The following is a 23,525-nucleotide window of genomic DNA, read 5'->3' on the forward strand; positions in this document are numbered from 1 at the left end:
CCTAAGCCCCCGTTTCTGGTGAGTGCGGTCGGGGAGTGTGGTCCTCCGTATCCGCGGACGTCTTCTGCGCATTGGGGGCTTTTTGCTGATTCTGAGCCTTGGCCGCCATCTTCAATTGATCCGAAATGGCGTTAAACGCCATTAAAACTGCCGCATCTTCCTTACTGATATCCGGAGATACCTTTTTCAATTGGTCGAATTGTTCATTCAATAAAGTGGTTACGGCACGCATATGGTCATCGGTTGCTTGACCCACGATGGTGTAGGGCTTGCCCGCAATCACCGCCTTAAAGCGGTGGGTCTGTTCTGTCATCTCATCATCCCCCTATTTTCCACAATGCCTTAATTTTACCATTAATTGGGAGTTGGGCCTAGTTTTGACACACACCAAAATGAGCCCAAACAAAAAGGGCGGTCATCCGCCCCTCATTGCCCGCTTGCTTTACTTTTTGCCCGCGTTCGGGTCGATGGTACCATCCGCTAAGAAGGTGTTCAAAACGGATTCGACCATGTCCCATTCTTCGTCGGATTCGATCAATTGAAGATCGCCGCCGGAAGGATTAGCCGGGTCATCGTCAGCCGGTAAGGCATAGGCCTGAATGTCGACTTCTTCGTCGTCACTCTTACCAGCCGGGTAAATCAAAATGTAAGATTTACCAAAGTCGTCGGATTCAAACGTGAATAACACGTCGTATAACTCTTCGTTACCATTTTCATCAACTAATGTAATTTGTTCTTGGTCTTCGTTCATGGGAAACCTCACTTTTCTCGGGTTAATTTGCCTTTACGATCCAAATAATTCTGCAAAATCAACCCAGCTGCTAATTTGTCAATGACACGCTTGCGTTTCCGCCGTGACGTGTCTGCTTGTTCCACTAACATACGCTCCGCTTCAACCGTTGTCAACCGTTCGTCTTCGTAATCGACCGGTAAGTGAAACCGATCCGTTAACATTTGACCGTAACGTTGCGAAGCCGCCACACGCGGGCCTAAGGTATTGTTCATGTTCTTAGGTAATCCGACCACGAAACCGTCAACTTCATGGGCCTTGACCAGTTCCGCCACGCGGTCCAAGCCAAACACCTCTTGATCTTCATCAATTGGAATGATCTCAACCCCTTGAGCCGTCCAGCCCAAGGCGTCGCTCACGGCGACCCCCACGGTTCGTGATCCGACGTCTAGTCCCATTAACTTCATGAAGGTTTCACCGGTCCATTCTGATTAAGATAGAAACGCACGAGTTCTTCAATAATCTCGTCACGTTCGTGTTTGCGAATTAAATTCCGCGCATCATTGATTCGCGGGATGTACGCAGGATCGCCTGATAGCAGGTACCCGACAATCTGATTAATGGGATTATACCCCTTCTCTTCCAGTGCCTGATAAACCGTTACCAGTGTCTCATGAACATCCTTTGGCTGGTTGGCGCCAAAATCAAAATACATCGTTTTGTCTAATGAACTCACTATATCACACCCCCGTACTTCCTCACTTAGTCTTAATTTTACTCGATTGCCCGTTAAACTACAACGACGGGCCTCCAATGTAATGTTTTCGTAATACTCTTAACCACTTTGGGGTGCCAACGCAAAGACGGCGCGGCCACTAGTTACGCGTCCTCACCGTCCTTACCATTTTCAGTCTCGTAACCGGTTAATCTTGGGCACTTAACCAATCATTAGCGGCCTGCATCGCATCCGGCAAGCCCGCTGGGTTCTTGCCACCGGCTTGAGCTAGGTTCGGCCGGCCGCCACCGCCACCGTTAATCTTCGGGGCAATGGCTTTAATCAAATCACCGGCCTTGACTTGCTTTTGCTTGTCGGCACTGACCGCCACAATCAGATTAGCCTTACCGTTGACCTCGGCCCCCAAGACCAAGACGTCGGATAACGCCTTGTCGCGCCAAGTGTCAGCTAAGGCTCGCAACTGGTCCATCTTGGAGACTTGGACGGTCCCGCTAATCAACCGATATTGACCAGCCGTTTCGACGTGGTCAAAGACCGCTCCAGCTTGTTGACCGGCCAACTTGCCTTCCAAGGTCGCCTGCTTCTGTTGTAAGTCCTTGACCTGGGCTTGTAAGGCCTGCAGACGTATCTCAACTTCGCTGGTCTGGGTGACCTTCAAATCGCCCGCAACCCGATCCAAGACGTTACTCCGGTCATTCAAGTAACGGTAAGCGGCCGCCGAGGTCACGGCTTCGATTCGCCGCACACCGGCGCCGACCCCGGATTCCGAGGTAATCTTGAACAAGCCGATTTCATTGGTGTTGCGGACATGGTTCCCGCCACAGAATTCCGTGACGTAATCGCCGGCGCTCACCACGCGGACCGTCTTGCCGTACTTTTCACTGAACAACGCGATGGCGCCCATCTTCTTAGCACTGTCGATGTCGGTCACGACCGTGTTCACCGGCAATTCGTCAAAAATCTTTTGGTTGACGATGGCTTCGGCCTTCGCCAAATCAGCCGGGTCGACTTGGCCAAAGTGGGTAAAGTCAAACCGCAGGTAGTCGCCTTCAACTAAGGAACCGGCCTGTTGAGTGTGTTCGCCAAAGACATCGCGTAACGCCTTGTCCAACAAATGCGTTGCGGTATGGTTCTTTTCGACCTTGCTGTGGAAGACTGGGTCGACCTTGAGTTCGTACGTGGTGCCCTTTTTCAGTGGCGCTACGACATCTAAGGTGTGCAGGTTCTGGCCGTTCGGGGCATGTTGCACGTCCGTCACGTGAGCCACGACCTGACCATCCAAGTCATAAATGTCCCCGTGGTCGGCGACTTGGCCCCCCATCTCGGCGTAGAACGGCGTCTGAGCAAACATGGCTTCGGCCGTCCCAGTGGTGACTTCGTCGGTCAACTGGTCGTTAGCCACTAATTCGACCAAGTCACTCTTAGCCGTCAGCTGCGTGTACCCCACGTATTCACTCGGGGTTTTGACGTTGATCAACAAGTCGTGTTGTAAGCCCATGGCCTTTTGCTTACCGCGCGCATTACGAGCCCGGTCCCGTTGCTTTTGCATCTCGACCTTGAATCCGTCTTGATCGACCGTGACGCCCTGATCGATGGCGTATTCCTGGGTCAGTTCAACCGGGAAGCCGTAGGTATCGTACAATTTGAAGGCGTCAGCCCCATTAATTTGCTTCTTCCCCGTTTGCTTGAGATCGGCGATTAAACCGTTCAAGAGGTCCAAGCCACCGGTCAGCGTTTCGCCGAACCGGTCTTCTTCAGAGCGCACAATCTTTGCGATGTAGTCCTTTTGCTTTAAGACTTCTGGGTAGTAGGACTGCATGATTTGCCCCACGATGGGCACTAATTGGTCCAAGAAGGCGCCTTGAATCCCGAGCTTCTGCCCGTTGACAACGGCCCGACGAATCAAGCGCCGGATGACATAGCCGCGGCCTTCGTTACTTGGCAACGCCCCGTCACCGATGGCAAAAGTGATGGCCCGCGCATGGTCAGCAATGACCTTAAAGGAGATGTCATCTTCCTTGTCAGCACCGTAATGCTTGTTGTCACTTAAGGCTTGCGTCTTTTCAATCAGCGGCATGAACAAGTCGGTCTCAAAGTTGGTCCGGGCGTTTTGGAAAATCGAGACGACCCGTTCCAGCCCCATCCCCGTATCAATGTTCTTCCGCGGTAACGGCTTGTAGCTGCCGTCTGGTTCGTGGTTGAACTGGGAGAAGACGATGTTCCAAACTTCCAGATACCGTTCATTTTCACCACCCGGGTAGTTTTCCGGGTCGTCCGGTGCTAAGTTGTTGAAGTCTTCGCCCCGGTCATAGAAAATTTCGGAGTCGGGTCCCGAAGGCCCTTCACCGATATCCCAAAAGTTGTCTTCCACCGCGATGATGTGGTCGGGGGCGACCCCGGCCTTTTCCCAGTCTTCCTTAGCGACCGTATCCTTGGGGTAGACCGTCATGTACAGCTTATCGGGGTCCCAGCCGAACCAGTCGGGCGACGTTAAGAGTTCCCAAGCCCAGGTGATGGCTTCTTTTTTAAAGTAATCACCCACCGAGAAGTTCCCTAACATTTCAAATAACGTGTGGTGCCGGGCGGTCCGACCGACATTTTCGATATCGTTGGTCCGGATACTCTTCTGTGAACTGGTCAGCCGCGGGTTTTCGGGAACCACTTGGCCACTGAAATACTTTTTCATGGTTGCTACTCCGGAATTGATCCAGAGTAAGGACGGGTCATCCTTCGGCACCAGCGAGGCGCTGGGTTCAATGGTGTGTCCCTTGGACTTGAAGAAGTCGAGATACATCTGCCGAATCTGACTACTGCTTAGCTCTTTCATCTCTTAAATACCTCCAAAAAAAGATAAAAACACCGTTGCCCGTAAAGACGCCGAAGCGCGGTACCACTTTACTTGCAACGATGTTTAGTCGTTAACCTCTTAAACTCATAACGCCGAGTCGCGATGTTGCCTGCGAGGGAGCACCAATTGGGGTCGAGTCGTTTTTCACAGCACCCAAAACGTTTCTGAAAGTCGGGCCCCACCGGTATATCCTCTATGCTTATTTAATTGTCCACTTGAAATTATAGGTGGCCGGTTGGCACTTGTCAATCGCAAGTCTATTGGTAACGATTGGACTCGCGTTTGCGCCGTTTTCGTTCGGCCCGGGCCGCAGCCCGTTGTTCGATCCGGCGTTCCTGGTCCTTCTTGTGGTGAATGGCTTGCTTGATCTGGTGCTTGTAGCCGGGTTTAATCTTCTTTTTCTTCTTCTTGACCAGGCCAATCAGCGTTGGGTCCAGCTTTTGGGTGGACTTATTGCGCTTCTTTCGCCGGTTCCGGTCGTAAGAGTCGACGACTTCACCGTTGCTGATGCGCTTAGGTTTGAAGTGCACGCCGAGTTCTTCGATGGCCGCAACCTGGGCCTCTTCCCCTGGGGAGTACAGGGTGATGGCCGTTCCTGGCATCCCCTGACGACCCGTCCGGCCGACCCGGTGAATGAAGAAGTCGAGATCTTCCGGAATATCATCGTTGATGACGTGCGAGACCCCTTCAATGTCAATTCCTCGAGCCGCCAAATCGGTCGCCACGACGTATTGGAATTGCAGGTTCTTGACTTCGCGCATCACCCGTTTACGTTCCCGCGGCTTGATGTCGCCGTGAATCATGGCGACTTTCAGTCCCTGGTTCTTCAGGTAATCGTGGAGTTCTTCCACCCGCTTCTTGGTGTTGGCAAAAATCAGCACCAGGTAGGGTTCTCCCATCGTAATTAGTTGGTAAATCAACTGGTTACGGTTCTTCCCCTTAGTCGAAATCAACCAGTTATCGATAGTATCACTGATAATCGAGGTCACTGGGATCTCTTCGATGACCGGTTGGTTCATGTACTTGCGTAAGAACGGGTTCAACCGTTGCGGGATGGTCGCGGAAAAGACCATCATCTGCAGGTCGTGCGGCATCCGGGCCGCAATCTTATCGACCTGATCCAAGAACCCGAGGTCCAAGGTCATGTCGGCTTCGTCCACCACGAATTGGTGCGCCGTATGCACGTCTAGGGCTTGTGATTGAATCAGATCCAAGACCCGGCCGGGGGTCCCGATGACCAATTGTGGTTGGAAATGGTGCAATTTATTGACCTGACGCTGCTTGTCAGTCCCCCCGACGTAGTTGCCAATCCGAATCTCAAAGGGGGCTTCGGCGGCTAACTGTTCAGCCGCCGTGTGGATCTGGTAGGCCAACTCCCGACTGGGGGTCGTGATAACGGCCTGGACCTGGTTCTCACTGGTCAGCTGGTTAAAAATGGGCAGTAAGAACGTGTGGGTTTTCCCGCTCCCGGTCTGGGATTGGCCGACGACGTCCTTGCCCGCAGCAATGATGGGAATCAATTTTTCCTGCACGGCGGTCGGCTGTTTGAAGCCAATCTTTTTTAAGGCCGTCATCAAATATGGCTGCAAGTGAAACTCGCTAAAATTTGCGGTCATGTTACTCTCCTTTATCTTGTGCGACCAAGGTATCCAATTCCTGGATGACCTGGTCAATTTCAGCTTGGTCATGGGCCGTTGCGCCACTGGCCAAGGCGTGGCCCCCGCCACCGTGTTGCTTGGCTAAGCCGTTGATCGAAGGACCCTTCGACCGCAACCGAATGCGGTAAGTGTGGTCCTTAGCTTCGACGAAGAACGCCCAGGCCTTGACCGTGGTGATCTTGCCAGGCAACGGGACCACGGCTGACGTTGAATCGGTCTCCGCTAACTCGAAGGGTTCTAAGTCCGCATCGCTTAACTTCAAATAAGCCGCCCCACTTGGCAGGATGGTCAAATTCTGATAAACGTACGCCGATAAGCGCGCCATAGCTGGCGAAATTTCGTCTTCGGCCTGGTTGACGTCGTTGGCGGAAAAGCCCGTGGTCATCAATTGCCCCGCCACAGCCATGGTATGCGCCGAGGTAGCCGGGTACATGAAGCGGCCCGTATCCCCGACGATGCCGGCGTAGAATAACCGCGCGGCCTCTTGGGGCAACGTCAATTCCGCTTCGTTGGCGGTGTAAAAGTCCGTTAGTAATTCCGAGGTACTCGACGCCTGATCGTCGACCCATTGGAGGTCACCAAAGGCGTCGTCGTTAGGGTGGTGGTCGATCTTAATCACGGCCTTACCCGTTTCCCAACGCGCATCGTCGACCCGCGGCTGATTGGCCGTGTCGACCACAATGACTAAAGCGTCTTTATATTGGTCGTCACTGACATTCTGGTCGGCTTGGCCTAACCAGTCAAAACCAGGATAGTGCTTACCTACCGCTAAGATGGTCTTAGCGGGAAAACTAGCCCGTAAAATGGTTCGTAAGCCTAGTTGGGCGCCCACACAATCCGGGTCTGGATGCTGGTGTCGGTGGATAATAATGGTCTGGTAACGTTTGATTTCTTCTAAAATGGCGGTTTGAATTGCCATGCTGTTCACCCGTTCTTTCCGATTGGCGGGTTGCTCCCGCCGCAATACTGCGTTTCAGTATACAAGTTTTAGGGGGTAATTTCAAAGAAAGTCTGCCTTAATCCCCCCATAAAGGCAGGCGGACGTTTTCAAAAGTCTGTGCAGCCAGACTGGTGATGGTGATGCCTAGCAAACGAATCTGTTCATCGGGCGTCGCCACCTCATGGTACAACTCCAGCGCTAACTCGTAGTAATTTTCTGCTTCGTTGGTCAAAAAATCTTCCTGAGTCACCCGCTTGGTCACCGTGGTAAAGTCGCTGGTCCGCAACTTCAAGACCAGCGTTTTACCGTGCCGCTGTTTACGGGCCACGGCCTGAGCCACCAGTTCGGCCAAGTGACGCAACTGGTTCTCCACCTCACCACTAGTAGTTAACGGCGGACCATACGTCCGTTCTTTACCGATGGACTTGCGTTCCCGTTGATAAGCCACTGGCCGCTCGTCGATGCCGCGGACCCGCTGATACAAGACGTAGCCGAACTTCCCAAAGTCGTGAATCAATTCCAGTTGCGAGCGCTGGTAGAGGTCAGCCCCGGTCTGGATGCCCAAATCGTGCATCTTGGGGACGGTCTTCTTACCCACGCCCCGGAAGCGCTCGATGGGCAGTGCCATCAAAAAATCATGGGCGTCTTCGGGTAAAATCACGCTGACACCGACCGGTTTGCGAAAATCCGAGGCTTCCTTGGCCAAAAATTTACTGTAAGAAATCCCCGTCGAGCAAGTCAAATGGGTCTGATCATAGATTTCAGCTTGGATTTCGTGGGCCACCTGCACGGCCGAATGCAGATGGTGCTTATTTTCAGTTACATCCAGATAGGCTTCGTCAAAGGCGACCGGTTCGATTTTATCTGTGTACTCGTGAAAAATGCGGTGAATCTGGTTAGAGATTTCCCGGTAGTGGGGAAAATTCGGTGTCTGAAAGATGGCTTGCGGGCAAAGTTTCAACGCTTCGTTGGCACTCATTGCCGAGTGAACACCATGCTTTCTGGCCCGATAATTGGCGGTGGTCACTACGCCACGCCCACCGGTCTTACGGGGATCCTTGGCGATGATCAACGGGTGGCGTTTGAATTCTGGGTGGTCCCGTTCCTCAATAGACGCGTAAAAGGCATCCATGTCGACATGAATGATTTTGCGTTGCGTAAATTTTGCGTCAATCATTGAACACACCACCCTTCCCCGTTGATTATTATTATACCAGAACGTTTGTTTGCTTGCACGCTTAGCGCTAAAAAAAAACGACCCCCAAAAGGAGTCGCCGGGTCATCAAGCTTACTTCTTGGCACTATCGTTGGCATCGTCGTCAGACTTCGGTGCATCGTCAGCTTGATCATCTGTTTTAGTTGCCGTTGGTTGTTGCGTGTCGGCTGGTTGGTCCGCCGGCTTTGCGGGTGCGGCCGCGGCTGGCTTAGCAGCCGGTGCAGTGACCGCTTGTGGGCCTTGGGACGTCACTTGCGCAATCGCCCGTAAGTCAAAGACCAAATAAATCCCGTCACAATCCAAGGTGACTGTTTTGTCGGTTTGGTTGATTTCATCGATGACCCCGTGTAACCGGCCAATCGTGATGACATGATCACCCTTCTTCAACTGGCTCATCATGTCCCGGTGCTTCTTTTGTTGCTTTTGTTGCGGCCGCAACATTAAGAAGTACATTAAGGCCAAGAAAACGACCAAAATAATTAACGTCGAGTACTGGCCGCCTGCGGCAACTACAAGATTACTTAACACATTGGTTCACTCCTTCGTATCCTATCTAATGAACAACTTTACCAGACTCCAAGGAATCCGTCCAATTATTTCTAAAAGTTCTTCGGATGTTCGGCATTATAGCCATACGTGTCGAAGACCTCCGCCCGCAAGTCCAACAAACTGTCATTTTGGATTGCCTGGCGCACCCGTTTCATCAGGTGGTGTAAGAAATACAAATTATGGTAACTGGCTAACCGGAGACCAAAATCCTCGTCCGCCTTGAACAAATGCCGCAAGTAGGCCCGACTATAATGCTGGCAAGTATAGCAATCGCAATCCGGGTCAATGGGCCGAAAATCCCGGGCATACTTGGCGTTTTTGACCACCAAACGACCGTGGGTGGTCATGCAAGTCCCTTTCCGGGCAATCCGAGTAGGTAAAACACAGTCGAACATGTCGACGCCACGAATCACCCCGTCAATCAGGGAATCAGCAGTCCCGACGCCCATCAGATAGCGGGGTTTGCTCGTTGGCAGGAGCGGGGTCGTCAAGGCTAAGATGCGGTTCATCTCGTCCTTGGATTCGCCCACGGAAAGCCCCCCAATCGAATAACCCGGAAAGTCCAAGCTGACCAAGTCCCGGGCGGATTCACGTCGCAAGTCTTCGTAACCGGCGCCCTGTACGATGCCAAACAACCCCTGGTAATCGGGGTGGGCGTGGGCTTTTAACCCCCGTTCTGCCCAGCGCGAGGTCCGCTCGACCGAGTGTTTGACATAATCGTAACTTTCAAAGAACGGCGGGCATTCATCCAAACTCATCATGATATCAGGCCCCAGTTGGTTTTGAATGTGAATCGCCTTTTCCGGCGACAAAAACAACCGGTCACCGTTGACCGCGTTACGGAAATGAACGCCTTCCTCGGTCAGTCGCCGGTTCTTCGCCAGCGAGAAGACCTGAAAGCCCCCTGAATCGGTCAAAATTCCTTTGGGCCAATTCATGAACCGGTGCAGGCCTCCCGCCTCGGCTATCAGGTCTGCCCCCGGTTGGAGCCACAGGTGATAAGTATTGGCCAAAATGACCTGTGAGCCCATCTCGTCCAGTTCCTCGGGACTGATGGCCCCCTTCATGGCCGCTTGAGTCCCGACCGGCATGAACATCGGGGTCGCAAAGGTCCCGTGGGGCGTCATGAGTTCACCCAACCGCGCTCCGGTGTGCTTTTCGGTCTTGATCAAACGATACTTAATCGCGGGTTCCATGCTGTCCCTCCAATTATTTGATAAACATTGCATCCCCAAAGCTAAAGAAACGGTAACGTTCAGCGATGGCGTGCTGATAAGCGGCCAGAATCTGCTCGCGCCCCGTAAAGGCGGCCACCAGCATAATCAAGGTCGACTTAGGCAAGTGAAAGTTAGTGATAAACGCGTCAACGACCTGCCAATGGTAACCCGGACGAATGAAGATGTCTGTCCAGCCGGAGTCGGCGCGTATCTCACCGTGAAACTTGGTGCCAATGGTCTCCAAGGTGCGAATCGACGTGGTCCCGGTGGCAATGATTCGCCCCCCGTTTTGCCGGACCTGATTCAAGGTCGCGGCGGACTTTTCGTCCAACCGATAAAATTCGCTGTGCATCTTGTGGTCGTCCACGTTTTCTTCTTCGACCGGCCGGAAGGTACCTAACCCGACGTGTAACGTCAGGTACACCAGCTTGGCCCCCTTAGCCACGGCCTGGTCCAGTAACGCCTGAGTCCAGTGTAACCCTGCCGTGGGGGCGGCCGCCGAGCCGTTTTCCTTGGCGTAAACCGTTTGGTAACGGTCGGCATCAGCCAACTTTTCTTTGATGTAAGGCGGCAACGGCGTTTCACCCAGTTGTTCCAGGATTTCCATAAAAATGCCCTGGTAGTGAAATTCGATCAGCCGAATCCCATCTTCACGTTCTTCAGTCACGGTCGCCGTTAACTGACCGGCCCCAAAGCTAACGGTGGTGCCAACTCGTAAACGTTTGGCCGGTTTCATCAAAGTCTCCCAGACATCACCAGCCACGTTATGCAACAGTAAGACTTCGACGTGACCACCGGTATCTTCTTTGACCCCATACAATCGGGCGGGCATCACCCGGGAATTGTTCATGACGATGGCGTCCCCCGGGTGAATCTCCGCCAAAATATCGTAAAAGTGCTTGTCGGTCAATTGGCCTGTGCGGTGGTCCAAGACCAATAACCGCGACGCATCCCGGTGCTCGATTGGCGTTTGCGCAATCAGCTCCGGTGGCAACTCGTAATCGTAATCCGCTAGTGTCGTCATCGTCAGCATCCCCCTTTAACCTTAGTCTTTGGGTTTAAACTGCCGGCCCAGGTGTTGGTAACCCGCTTCGGTCACCACGCGGCCCTTCGCCGTGCGCTTCAAAAACCCTCGTTGTAACAGGTACGGCTCATACATCGCCGCTACCGTCTCGGTCTCTTCACCAATGTTAGCGGCTAATGTGTTCAACCCGACCGGACCGCCATCGTAATAGTCGATCATGGTGGTCAGTAACTTGATATCTGTCGAGTCTAACCCGGCGGAATCGACCCGTAATAGCGTCAGCGCGTGGTCGACGATCTCCGGGTCAATGGTGTCGTGGTCCGGGGAGACTTCCGCAAAGTCGCGGACCCGCTTCAACAGCCGGTTAGCGATTCGCGGCGTCCCCCGCGACCGGAGCGCAATTGCGTGGGCCCCGGCCGTCGCAATCGGTGTCTGGAAAATGTCGGCCGACCGCAAGACGATTTCTTCGAGGTCCTGCGCGTTGTAATACGCCATGTGTTCCACGATGCCAAAGCGATCCCGTAATGGTGCCGACAATAATCCGGCTCGTGTCGTCGCCCCAATCAACGTGAACGGCGGTAACGGGAAGTGGACCGGGTGCGCAGTTGGGCCCTGCCCCACCACGATATCGATGTAAAAGTCTTCCATTGCCGAGTACAACATTTCTTCGACGATTTTCGGTAACCGGTGAATCTCATCGATAAACAGGATATCACCGGGCTGCAATTCATTGAGCAACGCGACCAAGTCCCCCGGTTTTTCGATAGCCGGGCCACTGGTCGTGCGAATCTGCACCCCCATTTCGTTGGCAATCACCCAAGCCAGCGTGGTTTTCCCGAGTCCCGGTGGCCCATACAACAGAACGTGGTCCAAGGACTCTTCGCGTTGCTTAGCGGCTTTGATATACACATTTAATTCGTGCTTGATGGGCGCCTGGCCGATGTACTGCCCCAATGTCTGGGGTCGTAAGGATTTTTCTACGGAGTCTTCCCGCGCATCTTCCGGTTCTGGTGACACAATGCGGTCGTCATCTGCCATACACGACCCCTCCTTTCTCATTTGCCATTACTTGGTCAAGAGCCGTAAGCCCTCACTCAAGTATTCGTTCGTGTCTTGACCCGCTAACTGCTTGAGTTGCGGGGTAATCTTTTTGACGGCGGCTTCCCGGTAGCCCAAAGCTTGCAACGCCGCCAACGCGTCGTCGAGCTGGGCGTTGGTCGTGCCCGTGGCAACGGCCTCCGGTTTGAACAGGTCCGGCGACTCGTTATCCGCTAAGTCATCCAACTTGCCTTGCAAATCTAAGACCAACTGGCCCGCGGTCTTCTTGCCCACACCAGGAAACTTAGTCAAAAAGCTGATGTCGTTGGTCTTGATGGCGACCATCAGTCCCTGGTGGTCTGGATTGGCCAGAATCGCCAAAGCACTCTTGGGCCCGATTCCACTCACGTTGATCAGTTTCAAAAACAATTGCTTTTCCGCATAGTCTGCAAACCCGTAAAGGGTCTGGGCCGAGTCACTGACCGCCTGATAGACGTAAATCGTGACTTCTTGGTCTTGGGTGTAGCGGTAGGGATTGGCCGTGTTGACCAAGTAGCCAACGCCCTGCACATCGACCACGATATGGTCGGGTTTGATGGCCGCCACGGTCCCTCGTAGGTATTCATACATGCCGCTTGATTCTCCTTTTAGAAACATACGTTTGCTTTTTTAAATTGTACCATATTCGCACCAACAATTACGGAGAAACTACTCGCCCCAATCATCCCCGCTATGGTGTGGATCTTGAATCCGTTTAAACAAGCGTTCCAAATCTTGGTCGGTAAAGTGAACCAGTACCGGGCGGCCGTGAGGACAGTTGAACGGGTTCTCGGCGGTCGCTAGCTTGGCCAAGAGGGCTTGGGCCTGTTGACCATCCAGATGGTGGTTCGCCTTGATGGCTCGCTTACAACTCATCATGATGGCGGTCTTCTCTCGAAAGGCAGCCACGGTCAACTTACCGTCCCGTAAGACCCAGTCGATCATTTCTTTGATGGTCGCCGTTTCCTGGCCAGCCTTGAACCAGGTCGGGTGCTCGTGGACGATGAAACTGTTCGGTCCAAACGACTCCAAGTGAATCCCAACACTCGCTAAGGTATCTAAATGGTCGTTCAATGCCAGGATGTCCGTAGTCGGGTAATCCAAGACGATAGGCACCAGCAACTTCTGTTCATCGTCACCGACCTCGCCAATCGCCTGGCGGTAATACTCGTAGTTGACTCGCTCTTGAGCGGCGTGTTGGTCAATCAGGTACAAACCATCGTCCGCTTCCGCCAGTAAATAAGTCCCGTGGACCTGCCCCAAGTAGCGCAGTTGGGGGAACCGAGGTTGCGGCGACGTGGGCTGGGCTGGCGCCGTGGCCACTTGTGGTGCGGGGTCCGGTGCTCCTAACGCCCAGACCTTGCCCTCATGCTGGTACTTGGCATCAAACGCCTGGACCGCCGGCAACTGTAATTCGGCGGCCGACTGTACCATCACCGGTTCGACCGGGTTAGTCGTCGGCGTGGTCATCGGTGCGGGTCCCACTGGGCGGTCGGCACTTTCAGTCGCAGCCGTTTCCGGTGCCGTGGCGGCTGATTGAGCCGTGAGCGAAGCCGCGGACCTTGCGTGCGGGGCGGCCGCTAAGCTACTAGTCGGCGCGTGTTTTTGGGAGACCTGGTTCAACGCCATGGTCAACTGGTCACTGGCCGGTTCGGTCCGAGATTTTTTCGGCATCTCGCTGAAAACATCCGGAATTAAGTTCTCCTGAGACAAGCGTTGAAAGACGGTAGTCTGAATCAACTTGGTCAGATCCGCTTCCTGACTGATCCGGACTTCTTGCTTGGTCGGGTGCACGTTCACATCTACCAGCAACGGGTCCATGGTGATGGCCAGCACCGCAAGCGGGTACCGGCCGACCATCAACTTCGAGCCGTAACCGGCGACTAGGGCCTTACTCAACTGATAGTTATGGATGTAGCGACCATTCAGCAGTATCGAGATATATTGCCGGCTGGCCCGGGTCAGTTCTGGTAGGCTCACGTACCCACTCACCTTGAAGTCGGGCGTCTCACCAGAGATAGCCACCATCTTACGAGCGCTTTGGACCCCGTAGATGCCGGCGATCACCTGCTGGAGGTCACCACGACCACTGGTCCGCGTTAATTCGCGGCCATTATGCACCAGCGAAAAAGCGATGTCGGGATAACTCAACGCGATACGATTAACGATGTCCGTAATTTTAGACAACTCGGTCGTCGGTGATTTCAAATACTTCAACCGGGCCGGGACGTTGCCGAATAGGTCTTTGACCGTGACGTCGGTCCCCTTACGGGCGGCCGCGGGCTCGTGGGCCACAATCTTGCCCCCCACGTTATGAATCATAGTGCCAACGCTGCCCGTGGACGTGGTCAACGTGACGTCGGCCACCGAGGCAATACTCGGTAAAGCCTCACCCCGAAACCCCAGTGATTTGACCTTAAAGAGGTCCCGCCGGTCAGTAATTTTGCTAGTCGCGTGGCGCTTAAAAGCCATCTCAACGTCTTCGTCGGCGATACCGTCACCGTCATCGACCACCGAGATGCGTTTCAAGCCAGACTCCTCCACGGTGATGTCCACCTGGGTACTGTGCGCGTCAATGGCGTTTTCCACTAATTCCTTGACCACGGAAGCGGGGCGTTCGACCACCTCACCCGCCGCAATCTGGTCGGCTAGTACCGAGGCTAGTTCATGAATTTTCGCCATTGTGACCCTTCCTTTCGCTTAGTTTTATCGGCGCGCATCTTGGCCGCCGTCTTGTCTTACTTGTTCAATTTCTGCTGCCACTGGTAGACCTGGTTCATGATAGCCATCGGCGTCATCCCCATTAAGTTCAAGTCCTTCAATTGGGCTAAAACCTTGGCTTGAGTGGGGTCGACCTCCGGTTCATCCGTAAACAGGGACAGTTGTTGGTCGGCATCCGTTGGTTGTGGTTTGGGTGTCACCGCATCGCTGGTTGCTGCCGGCGTCGCGGACACAGCCGAAACGGATTGTTCCGCAACGGTACTAGTACTGGTACTGGCACTGACCGGACTGGTTGTAGCAAACTGTGACTCAGCAGAAGCCACATTAGGGCGATCATGCGTCAGTTCCTTGGCCACGGTCGGTGCACTGGCGGCTTGTTGTTCCAACTCACCTAAAATCACGTCGGCCCGTTTGAGTAACGACTCCGGCATCCCCGCCAGTTTTGCCACGTGGATCCCATATGACTTATCGGCAGGACCAGGCTGGACCTGGTGTAAGAAGACCAAATCACCATCTTGTTCGACCGCGCCCACGTGCACGTTACGTAACGCAGGGAGCACGGTGTCTAAGGCCGTTAATTCATGGTAGTGAGTCGAGAACAGCGTTTTCGCGTGAACATGGTTGTGCACAAACTCCACGATGGCCTGGGCTAACGCCATCCCATCGTAGGTTGCGGTCCCCCGCCCGATTTCGTCAAAGAGGATCAGGCTATTTTCGGTGGCCTGGCTGAGTGCTCGGTTAGCTTCCTGCATTTCCACCATGAAGGTACTCTGGCCCGAAATCAGGTCGTCGGCCGCCCCAATACGCGTGAAGATTTGGTCAAAAATCGGCATCTGCGCGCTTTCCGCTGGGACGAAGCACCCCATCTGCGCGATGATGACCGTTAACGCTAGTTGCCGCATGTAGGTACTCTTCCCGGACATGTTCGGCCCCGTAATCAGTAAGATGGTGGTGTCGTCGGGCATCTCGACGTCATTGGGCACGTAGGACTGGCGCCCTAACACCTTCTCCACGACCGGGTGCCGGCCCTGCTTGATATCCAAGACGTGCCCCGTAGTAAAAGTCGGTTTCACAAAGTGGTAATTTTCGCTGACCACGGCAAAGCTCTGTAACACATCGAGACTCGCAATCGCTGCGGCTAATTTCTGAAGGCGCGTGATAGCAGACTTGACCTGCTCGCGTAAGTCTACGAACAACTTGTATTCCAAAGCGACCGACTTTTCTTCCGCTTCCAGGATCAAGCGTTCTTTATCCTTTAATTCAGGCGTCGAGAACCGTTCTGCGTTGGCTAAGGTCTGCTTGCGTTCGTATCGGTCCGCCGGTAACTTGTCCAAATTGACCTTGGTCACTTCGATGTAATAGCCAAAAACGTGGTTATAGCCAATCTTCAAGTTGTTGATTCCGGTGACTTCGCGTTCGTGGGCTTCCATCTCAGCCAACCACTGTTTGCCATTACGCATGGCGTCGCGATAGGTGTCTAATTGGTCGTTGTACCCATCTTTAATGAGACCCCCGTCGGTGACCGACAATGGTGGTTCGGGGACGATAGCGGCCTTGATGGCCGCTGCCACGTCGTCGACCGGGTCCAGTTGCGTCAGCAACGGGTCAAAAACTGCTTCATCCAGTTCCGCTAGGGTGTGCTTGATTTGTGGCACCTGTTCTAGTGAGGTCTGGAGTTGGATCAAGTCCCGGCCGTTGACGCTACCAAAGGCGACCCGGCCGGCTAAGCGTTCCAAATCATAGACCTTGACCAGTTCATCTTGGAGACTGTTGCGCTCGAAATAGTGGTCCAGTAAGGCACCCACCCGCGCCTGCCGGGTCTCGATTTGCTGCCGATCGATTAACGGGCGGTCGAGCCACTGCTTAAGCAGTCGGCCCCCCATCGCCGTCTTGGTCTCGTCCAGCAACCAGAGTAAGGTCCCAGACTTCTTTTTGGTCCGCAGATTTTGGGTCAGTTCCAGGTTTACCTGTGACGAGTGGTCAAACTTCAAGAACGACGTGGGCTTGTAGGCCACTGCTCGTTGCAAATGCGCTAAGCTGCGTTTTTGGGTCACTGTCACGTAGGTCACCAATAAGCCCACGACTTGTTGTAAGCGGGGATCGGTCAGGTCTTGTTGGACGTAACTGACCTCAGCGCTAGGTTCAACGGTCTCCTGCTTAGAGATTAAAATCCCCATCTTCTGCAATTGGTTGGTCAAGGCCGTGGGCACACTGTCGTCCACCACGACTTCTTTGGTCTGTAAACTCATCAGTTCATTCATGACCGTGGTCCGGCTATCGATAGCGGCCGCCTTGAGCTCTCCGGTCGAAAGGTCCGTGTAAGCCAGGTTATATTGGTCGGCCTGCGGCATCATCAAGGCCGTCAAATAGTTGTTCCGTTTGGCCCCAGCTGCGCCCGTATCGGTCTGGGTCCCAGGCGTCACCAGTTGGATGACTTCCCGTTTGACCATCCCTTTGGCCAATTTTGGATCCTCCATCTGTTCACAGATAGCGACCTTGTAGCCCTGGTCGACCAAGATGTCCACGTAGTTTTGGACCGCCTTATGCGGTACCCCACACATCGGAATGGGGTTCTTCGAGCTGTGACTTCTCGTCGTCAGCGTTAATTCAAGTAATTGTGACCCCTTAACGGCGTCGTCATTAAACATTTCGTAAAAGTCCCCGAGCCGGTAGAATAAAAAGGCATCGGGATATTGATCCTTGATTTTTTGGTATTGAACCATCATCGGGGTTAGCTTTGGTGTACTCATGAAAATTCTGTCATCCTTCCATTTCCGTCGTCCTAGCCTTGATAGGGATGCTCGGGACTGATTAAAATCTCCCGAATGGCGGTCGCGTGGCCCGTCTTGTCGTTGAGGTCGATCACACACCCCGATAACAGCCCCGGTCCCTGTTCTTGGACCGTGTAGCGGGCTGGTCGTTGATTCTCGAACTTGGTGATGACACTGTCAGCCTGCATCCCTAAGATGCTGTCGGCTGGACCGGTCATCCCCACTTCGGTCAAAAAGGCCGTCTGGTGGTCCAGGACCTGGGCGTCACTGGTCTGCACGTGGGTGTGGGTGCCGACGACACCTGACACATTGCCGGTAAAGCGCATGGCAAAGGCCCGCTTTTCACTGGTGACCTCCCCGTGGAAGTCGACGAAGACAAACGGCGTGTCCAATTGTGGCAACAGCGCCGTCATTTTGGCAAACGGGTCATCGACCAATTGGTTCATGAAGACGCGCCCTTGCAGGTTGACCACGGCCAACGACTGTTGGTTGACCTTGACCTTGGTCCAGCCCTGTCCCGGTGTCTCACCCGGGAAGTTGGCGGGCCGGACCAACCGGTTCGCATCATCGATAAAGTCAAACAACTCCGCGTTATCCCAGGTGTGGTTCCCCATAGTCACCACGTCGGCGCCATCTTTCAATAATTGCTTATAAATTTTATAACTGATTCCGCGGCCCACCGGTGTGGAATTTTCGCCATTGACGATGGTCACTTGGGGCTTTAAGTCCCGTTTCAATTGGGGCAAATACTCGTGAATCATGGCCTGCCCAACGTTTCCGACCACGTCACCAACAAATAAAATACGCATTTTCGTTCCCCTATCTGGGCGGGTCGTTGCCGCCACTTCAAATATTGTCTATTTTACCATGCTTCTTTAGGTTATGACGTAAAAAAGCTAGGACCTAGGGCCTAGCTTCTCTGACTTATTTTGCATATTCAACTGACCGAACTTCCCGAATCACGGAAACTTTGACGTGGCCCGGATAATCCAGGTCACTTTCAATGCGTTTCTTGATGTCGCGGGCCAAGACCACGGCATCCGTATCGGAAATCTTCTCCGGCCGCACAATGACCCGAACTTCCCGTCCCGCTTGAATGGCAAAGCTATGGTCGACCCCGTCAAATTCATTGGCGATGGTCTCCAGTTTGTCTAAGCGGTGAATGTAGCTTTCCAGGGAATCCGAACGTGCTCCCGGTCGGGTCGCAGAAATCGTATCCGCGGTCTCGACCAGTTCCGCAATCACAGATTGCGGAGCCGTCTGATCTGCTTGCGCCGCGATGGCGTTTACCACGGTCGAACTTTCCCGGTATTTCTTCGCCAGTTCCGTTCCGAGGGTGATAAATGAACTGTCATCTTCGTGCTCTGCAGCGCGGCCAATATCATGTAGTAATCCTGCACGTTTTGCTAACGTAACATCCTCACCGAGTTCAGCGGCCAAGACCCCAGTGATCTTCGCCACTTCAATAGAATGGGCTAACGCATTTTGCCCGTGAGAAATCCGGAAATTCAAGCGACCCACGAGCTTGATCAGTTCGGGATGCATCGAATGAATTCCCAAATCAAAGGTTGCTTGCTCACCGAGTTCTCGGATACGTTCGCCGAGTTCCTTCTTCGCTTTGGCAACCATTTCTTCAATTCGTGCCGGATGAATCCGGCCATCTTGAATCAACTTCTCTAGCGCGATCTTCGCGACTTCGCGCCGCAACGGATCAAATCCGCTCAAGACGACTGCCTCGGGCGTATCATCAATAATAAGATCAATTCCGGTCAGCGTTTCTAAGGTCCGAATATTACGACCCTCACGCCCAATGATTCGACCCTTCATGTCGTCGTTCGGCAACGTCACAACGGTAATCGTCGTTTCGGTCACCATGTCGGCGGCACTGCGTTGAATCGCGGAGACGATTAAGTCCTTCGCGTTCGCTTCGGCCGTCTTGCGGGCAGTTTCTTCGCTCTCCTTGATCATTTTGGCACGTTCCCCGGCCAAAGTCGTTTTGGCTTCGGAAATAATCAGGTCCCGTGCGTCTTCCTGGGATAAGGCCGCAACGGATTCAACCGTTGCCTGCCGTTTTTCAATCAGTGAGTCTGCTTGTTGCTGCTTACGAGTTAAGTTCTGCTCTTCAGCACTCAGCTTTTTGTCCCGCCGGTTCAAAGCGTTTTCACGCTTCTCTAGTGAGTTATCTTTCCGGTCCAACGTCTCTTCACGCTGAATCAACCGATCCTCTTGTTTTTGAACTTCGGCTCGGCGTTGCTTGAGCTCCTGTTCAACTTCCGCGCGGTACTTATGACTGTCCTCTTTAGCCCCTAACAGAGCCTCTTTAGTAGCCGTTTCAGCTTGTTTATGTGCCTCCGCTAATACACCCTTGGCCGTGTACTTTGCAGCGTCTAACTGTCGTTCGTGAACGGATTTCCGTAAATAATAACCACCCACGACACCAACAACGATAGCGATGATTGCGAGGATTATGCTTGGAACACTCATGATTCCACCTCCGCATCATCAAAAATGACTAATTAAAAATCAGACTTTTTAAGATGTTTATATGATAACTGACACAAACTTAATTTTAATAGTTGCTAGGGGGCCTGTCAACTAAACTCACCAGAAACCCCGACTAAGTTCAAAAATCAGTTCAAGCCGCATGGCTTCACGGTAGACGAGCAATTGCCGGCTTACAAAAAACGCTCAGCCAGTGGTCATTCCATTGGCTGAGCGTTTCTCAAATCGTTTCGTCAGTTAGTTATTTGGTTGAATGGGGTTGAATCACCGTCGCACCAGGCGTTGTATCCGGTTTGGCTGTCCCCTTAGTCGCAGCTGCTTTATCGGCTGTCTTGGTTGCCGACTTTGTTGACTTAGCGTCGTCCTTGGTCTTTGCCTTGGACTTGCCCGCTGCTTCATCGTCATTGGCGTCTTCATCAGCCACCCCGTAGGCCTTACGAACCCGTTGGTTGACCTCAGCCATCATGTCCGGGTGGTCCGCTATATACTGCTTAGCGTTCTCGCGGCCTTGACCAATCCGGTCTTCACCGTAAGAATACCAGGACCCACTCTTGTCCACGATGTCCTTTTCGACCGCCATGTCGAGCAATTCACCCGTCTGGGAAATTCCTTGGCCATACATGATGTCGACCTCGGCTTTCTTAAACGGCGGCGCAACCTTGTTCTTCACGACCTTGATCCGGGTCCGGTTCCCAATCACGTCCGTGCCGTTCTTGATCTGTTCGGCCCGCCGAATCTCCAGGCGAATCGTCGAATAGAACTTCAAAGCCCGACCACCGGGCGTAACTTCTGGGTTCCCAAACATGACCCCAACTTTTTCCCGAATCTGGTTGATAAAGAGGGCAATGGTCTTGGTCTTGTTGATGGTCCCGGATAGTTTCCGGAGTGCTTGGGACATCAACCGGGCCTGTAACCCCACGTGGGCGTCACCCATTTCGCCTTCGATTTCAGCCCGTGGAACCAGGGCTGCCACGGAGTCAATGACCACGATGTCGACCGCTCCCGAAGAAATCAGCGCATCCGTAATCTGTAACCCTTGTTCTCCGGTATCCGGTTGAGACAGCAAGAGATTGTCAATATCTACCCCGAGAGCCGTCGCATAGGCGGGATCCAAGGCATTTTCGGCATCGATGTAGGCCGCCGTACCGCCGCGCTTTTGCACTTCGGCTACCGCGTGTAAGGCAACGGTCGTTTTCCCAGATGATTCAGGACCGTAAATCTCAACGATTCGGCCCCGTGGGTAACCCCCGACACCTAAGGCCACGTCCAAAGCCAACGAGCCAGATGGCACCGTCAAGACTTGTGTCTTGGCATCGTCACCCATCCGCATGATGGAGCCCTTACCGAAATCTTTTTCGATCTTCTTCAGCGCTTTATCTAACGCCGCTTGTCGTTCGTCAGCCATTCAAATCCTCCTTTAATCGCTCTTAAACATTCAAGTAATACTATACCGGCATTAGGGACAAAATGCAAGCAAAACCAGAACAAAAGTTCCCCTTATTTTGCTGCCGGGATCAGTCGCCGTAACCAATCTAAACCGGTCAAAACCGATCGCATCCGGATGTCTCCGCGGGTGCCCGCAAAGTGCATCAATTTGGCCTGGGGAGCCTGTCCCCGTTGGGCTAACCCTAACCAAACGGTTCCCGCTGGTTGCCCTTCGAGGCTATCGGGACCCGCAACACCGGTGAAACTAAGGGCTAAGTCCGTGTCGAGCAACTTCCGCGACCGTTCGGCCATTTCCTTAGCTGTGGCTTCACTAACGACCCCGTCATTATCGATAATCCGTTGCGGAATCCCCAACAAGTCGTGTTTGGCCCGGTTGGCGTAGGTCACGAATCCTCCGGGAAAGACAGCCGACACCCCGGGAATCGATCCGATAGTACTCTGGAATTCACCAGCCGTTAAGCTTTCGGCACCGGTAATCGTCAGATGCTGGTCGATCAATCGCTGAACCACCACGTTGGCTAAACTATTGTCGTCGCCGTACCCATACAGGTAGTCACCGACTCGTTCCTTGATGGTGGCCGTCATTTGGTCGAGCAACGTCTGCGCTTCAGCACTTCCCGTAGTGCTGGCCGTCAAACGCAACGTTACCTCGTTGCGCTTGGCGTAGGAGGCAATAGTCGGATTAGTCTGGTGCTCGATGAGGTCGCCCAACTTAGTGGTCAGCTGACTCTCCCCGATACCAAAGAAACGGAGGACCCGCGACGTTAGGTATTCGTGGCGTTGGTAAGCCGCTCGTAACGCTGGCACGGCTTCGTGCGTCATCATCGGTTGCATCTCACTTGGTGGACCGGGCAACAGTAACATGTCGGCCTCGTCATCCGGAGCCTGGTAAAAGGCCCCCACGGCCATCCCCGTACTGTTCTTCAGGGGTTGACTCCCTGCTAGATACAGTGCTTGAAGGCGATTGTTCGGCGTCAAGGGTTTACCAGTCGTCGCAAAGTGGTTTTTAATCTTCGTCATGGCCGCTTCGTTTTCAACTAGCTTCACGCCCAGCAAGTGGGCAACAGTCTGTTTGGTCAAATCATCTTTCGTGGGACCCAAGCCACCACTGATGACGACTAAATCACTGCGCGAACGTGCCTGTTTCACCACACCGGTCAACCGGTCCGCATTATCGCCGACTAGGGAATGATAATAGACCTCAATCCCGGCTCCTGCCAGTTCACGGGCAATGAACGCCGAATTAGTATCGACGACCTGCCCTAATAAAATTTCCGTTCCCACTGCAATAATCTCTGCTTGCATGGTCACCCCTCCTAAACAATCTTAGTAAGCTCCGTTAAGCGTAACATTCTTTTTTCTGACCGCGCCAAAAATGAGTCTGAGAATTCTCAGACTCATTTCGAATTGGCGCAGTCCACCGAGAAATCGGTCCCGGTGCACCGCTATTCTGCGGAAGAGTCCGCAAAAACTTCCCGGTTCTGCACGAAGTAGTCGATTCCCGAGTAAATCGTGAAGAACAGGCAAATATAAAAGAAAATTAACGCCATGGGAATATTCAATGTACTGAACCCAATGTTGTTCAGCAACAGCAAGATAATCCCAACCATTTGCGTCGTGGTCTTGATCTTACCCGGCCAAGCCGCCGCTAAAACGCGACCGCCAGTCTCCACGACGATTAACCGTAAGCCGGTCACGGCAAGTTCTCGGCAGACGATGATGGCCACGCCCCAAGCCGGGACGGCACCCATCGCGACCAACAGAATAAAGGCCGTCATCACAATCATCTTATCCGCCAACGGGTCAGCGAACTTCCCAAAGTTCGTCACCAGGTGTTGACGCCGGGCAATCTGCCCGTCCAAAAAATCCGTGATTGACGCCGCCGCAAAGATCAGCGCCCCCCACACTTGAGTCACCGGAATGGTGGTCCCCAACCACGTTACCGTTCCCCAATTAAGGGGCAACACTAGGATTAACAAGAAAATGGGAATCATAATGATTCGTATTAAGGTCAAACGATTTGGAACGTTCACAACCTATTCCTCCTTTAGCTCACTCACTGACACAAAAAAAGCGTCCCGGTCGTCAAC

Annotated in this window: 20 protein-coding genes; all 20 read right to left on the reverse strand. The window is 53.3% G+C overall.

Translation table 11 applies throughout. From position 1 onward, the window contains the following. Nucleotide 1: 1 nt before the first annotated feature. Nucleotides 2-313 (reverse strand): cell division protein ZapA, encoded by a 312-nt coding sequence (locus H3M12_RS10695; protein WP_129031259.1) that lies wholly within the window; start codon nucleotides 311-313, stop codon nucleotides 2-4. 129 nt (nucleotides 314-442) lie between these two features. Next, nucleotides 443-751, reverse strand: coding sequence for a DUF1292 domain-containing protein (locus H3M12_RS10700; protein WP_129031260.1), 309 nt, complete (start codon nucleotides 749-751; stop codon nucleotides 443-445). Between the two features lie 8 nt (nucleotides 752-759). After that, nucleotides 760-1,197: a Holliday junction resolvase RuvX gene (gene ruvX, locus H3M12_RS10705; protein WP_129031261.1), complete on the reverse strand. Its 438-nt coding sequence runs from the start codon at nucleotides 1,195-1,197 to the stop codon at nucleotides 760-762. After that, nucleotides 1,194-1,466 carry an IreB family regulatory phosphoprotein gene (locus tag H3M12_RS10710; protein WP_129031262.1) on the reverse strand — a complete coding sequence of 91 codons (273 nt, stop codon included), beginning with the start codon at nucleotides 1,464-1,466 and terminating at the stop codon, nucleotides 1,194-1,196. The genes ruvX and H3M12_RS10710 overlap by 4 nt, the downstream gene beginning before the upstream one ends. A gap of 187 nt (nucleotides 1,467-1,653) precedes the next feature. Next, a complete protein-coding gene (alaS, locus tag H3M12_RS10715) occupies nucleotides 1,654-4,293 on the reverse strand; it encodes an alanine--tRNA ligase (RefSeq protein WP_129031263.1) in 2,640 nt (879 codons plus the stop codon). Between the two features lie 278 nt (nucleotides 4,294-4,571). After that, on the reverse strand, nucleotides 4,572-5,930 hold the full coding sequence (locus H3M12_RS10720; protein ID WP_129031264.1) for a DEAD/DEAH box helicase: 1,359 nt from the start codon (nucleotides 5,928-5,930) through the stop codon (nucleotides 4,572-4,574). 1 nt (nucleotide 5,931) lies between these two features. Next, entirely contained in the window at nucleotides 5,932-6,891 is a 960-nt protein-coding gene (locus tag H3M12_RS10725; RefSeq protein ID WP_182150713.1) for a DHH family phosphoesterase, read from the reverse strand. Between the two features lie 97 nt (nucleotides 6,892-6,988). Further along, nucleotides 6,989-8,089, reverse strand: a complete 1,101-nt coding sequence (gene dinB / locus H3M12_RS10730) for a DNA polymerase IV (RefSeq protein ID WP_129031266.1) — start codon at nucleotides 8,087-8,089, stop codon at nucleotides 6,989-6,991. Nucleotides 8,090-8,200: 111 nt separating this feature from the next. Beyond that, the gene (gene yajC, locus H3M12_RS10735; RefSeq protein ID WP_233449177.1) at nucleotides 8,201-8,656 is read right to left on the reverse strand and encodes a preprotein translocase subunit YajC; all 456 of its coding nucleotides are present in this window, start codon (nucleotides 8,654-8,656) and stop codon (nucleotides 8,201-8,203) included. A 71-nt stretch (nucleotides 8,657-8,727) separates the two neighbouring features. Next, nucleotides 8,728-9,873 (reverse strand): tRNA guanosine(34) transglycosylase Tgt, encoded by a 1,146-nt coding sequence (gene tgt, locus H3M12_RS10740; protein WP_129031267.1) that lies wholly within the window; start codon nucleotides 9,871-9,873, stop codon nucleotides 8,728-8,730. Nucleotides 9,874-9,886: 13 nt separating this feature from the next. After that, complete coding sequence (gene queA / locus H3M12_RS10745) at nucleotides 9,887-10,924, reverse strand: tRNA preQ1(34) S-adenosylmethionine ribosyltransferase-isomerase QueA (protein ID WP_170954927.1); 1,038 nt, start codon at nucleotides 10,922-10,924, stop codon at nucleotides 9,887-9,889. A 15-nt stretch (nucleotides 10,925-10,939) separates the two neighbouring features. Next, the gene (gene ruvB, locus H3M12_RS10750; protein ID WP_182150714.1) at nucleotides 10,940-11,956 is read right to left on the reverse strand and encodes a Holliday junction branch migration DNA helicase RuvB; all 1,017 of its coding nucleotides are present in this window, start codon (nucleotides 11,954-11,956) and stop codon (nucleotides 10,940-10,942) included. Between the two features lie 27 nt (nucleotides 11,957-11,983). After that, on the reverse strand, nucleotides 11,984-12,586 hold the full coding sequence (gene ruvA, locus H3M12_RS10755) for a Holliday junction branch migration protein RuvA (RefSeq protein ID WP_129031270.1): 603 nt from the start codon (nucleotides 12,584-12,586) through the stop codon (nucleotides 11,984-11,986). 78 nt (nucleotides 12,587-12,664) lie between these two features. After that, nucleotides 12,665-14,677 carry a DNA mismatch repair endonuclease MutL gene (gene mutL / locus H3M12_RS10760; RefSeq protein WP_129031271.1) on the reverse strand — a complete coding sequence of 671 codons (2,013 nt, stop codon included), beginning with the start codon at nucleotides 14,675-14,677 and terminating at the stop codon, nucleotides 12,665-12,667. 56 nt (nucleotides 14,678-14,733) lie between these two features. Beyond that, on the reverse strand, nucleotides 14,734-17,466 hold the full coding sequence (gene mutS / locus H3M12_RS10765) for a DNA mismatch repair protein MutS (RefSeq protein ID WP_182150715.1): 2,733 nt from the start codon (nucleotides 17,464-17,466) through the stop codon (nucleotides 14,734-14,736). A gap of 32 nt (nucleotides 17,467-17,498) precedes the next feature. Continuing rightward, on the reverse strand, nucleotides 17,499-18,296 hold the full coding sequence (locus H3M12_RS10770; RefSeq protein WP_129031273.1) for a TIGR00282 family metallophosphoesterase: 798 nt from the start codon (nucleotides 18,294-18,296) through the stop codon (nucleotides 17,499-17,501). Between the two features lie 115 nt (nucleotides 18,297-18,411). Continuing rightward, the gene (gene rny / locus H3M12_RS10775; protein ID WP_129031274.1) at nucleotides 18,412-19,971 is read right to left on the reverse strand and encodes a ribonuclease Y; all 1,560 of its coding nucleotides are present in this window, start codon (nucleotides 19,969-19,971) and stop codon (nucleotides 18,412-18,414) included. 259 nt (nucleotides 19,972-20,230) lie between these two features. After that, entirely contained in the window at nucleotides 20,231-21,394 is a 1,164-nt protein-coding gene (gene recA, locus H3M12_RS10780) for a recombinase RecA (RefSeq protein WP_233449178.1), read from the reverse strand. A gap of 92 nt (nucleotides 21,395-21,486) precedes the next feature. Beyond that, nucleotides 21,487-22,740: a competence/damage-inducible protein A gene (locus H3M12_RS10785; protein ID WP_129031275.1), complete on the reverse strand. Its 1,254-nt coding sequence runs from the start codon at nucleotides 22,738-22,740 to the stop codon at nucleotides 21,487-21,489. A 140-nt stretch (nucleotides 22,741-22,880) separates the two neighbouring features. Then, nucleotides 22,881-23,468, reverse strand: coding sequence for a CDP-diacylglycerol--glycerol-3-phosphate 3-phosphatidyltransferase (gene pgsA / locus H3M12_RS10790; protein ID WP_129031276.1), 588 nt, complete (start codon nucleotides 23,466-23,468; stop codon nucleotides 22,881-22,883). Between the last annotated feature and the right edge of the window lie 57 nt (nucleotides 23,469-23,525).

This window comes from Levilactobacillus suantsaii (assembly GCF_014069315.1).
Lineage (GTDB): Bacteria > Bacillota > Bacilli > Lactobacillales > Lactobacillaceae > Levilactobacillus > Levilactobacillus suantsaii.

What these genes read in the sequence shown, in the direction of transcription:
- H3M12_RS10695 (WP_129031259.1), bottom strand. Translation starts at nt 313, where the DNA reads ATGACAGAACAGACCCACCGCTTTAAGGCGGTGATTGCGGGCAAGCCC.
- H3M12_RS10700 (WP_129031260.1), bottom strand. Translation starts at nt 751, where the DNA reads ATGAACGAAGACCAAGAACAAATTACATTAGTTGATGAAAATGGTAAC.
- ruvX (WP_129031261.1), bottom strand. Translation starts at nt 1,197, where the DNA reads ATGAAGTTAATGGGACTAGACGTCGGATCACGAACCGTGGGGGTCGCC.
- alaS (WP_129031263.1), bottom strand. Translation starts at nt 4,293, where the DNA reads ATGAAAGAGCTAAGCAGTAGTCAGATTCGGCAGATGTATCTCGACTTC.
- H3M12_RS10720 (WP_129031264.1), bottom strand. Translation starts at nt 5,930, where the DNA reads ATGACCGCAAATTTTAGCGAGTTTCACTTGCAGCCATATTTGATGACG.
- H3M12_RS10725 (WP_182150713.1), bottom strand. Translation starts at nt 6,891, where the DNA reads ATGGCAATTCAAACCGCCATTTTAGAAGAAATCAAACGTTACCAGACC.
- dinB (WP_129031266.1), bottom strand. Translation starts at nt 8,089, where the DNA reads ATGATTGACGCAAAATTTACGCAACGCAAAATCATTCATGTCGACATG.
- tgt (WP_129031267.1), bottom strand. Translation starts at nt 9,873, where the DNA reads ATGGAACCCGCGATTAAGTATCGTTTGATCAAGACCGAAAAGCACACC.
- ruvB (WP_182150714.1), bottom strand. Translation starts at nt 11,956, where the DNA reads ATGGCAGATGACGACCGCATTGTGTCACCAGAACCGGAAGATGCGCGG.
- ruvA (WP_129031270.1), bottom strand. Translation starts at nt 12,586, where the DNA reads ATGTATGAATACCTACGAGGGACCGTGGCGGCCATCAAACCCGACCAT.
- mutL (WP_129031271.1), bottom strand. Translation starts at nt 14,677, where the DNA reads ATGGCGAAAATTCATGAACTAGCCTCGGTACTAGCCGACCAGATTGCG.
- mutS (WP_182150715.1), bottom strand. Translation starts at nt 17,466, where the DNA reads ATGAGTACACCAAAGCTAACCCCGATGATGGTTCAATACCAAAAAATC.
- H3M12_RS10770 (WP_129031273.1), bottom strand. Translation starts at nt 18,296, where the DNA reads ATGCGTATTTTATTTGTTGGTGACGTGGTCGGAAACGTTGGGCAGGCC.
- rny (WP_129031274.1), bottom strand. Translation starts at nt 19,971, where the DNA reads ATGAGTGTTCCAAGCATAATCCTCGCAATCATCGCTATCGTTGTTGGT.
- recA (WP_233449178.1), bottom strand. Translation starts at nt 21,394, where the DNA reads ATGGCTGACGAACGACAAGCGGCGTTAGATAAAGCGCTGAAGAAGATC.
- H3M12_RS10785 (WP_129031275.1), bottom strand. Translation starts at nt 22,740, where the DNA reads ATGCAAGCAGAGATTATTGCAGTGGGAACGGAAATTTTATTAGGGCAG.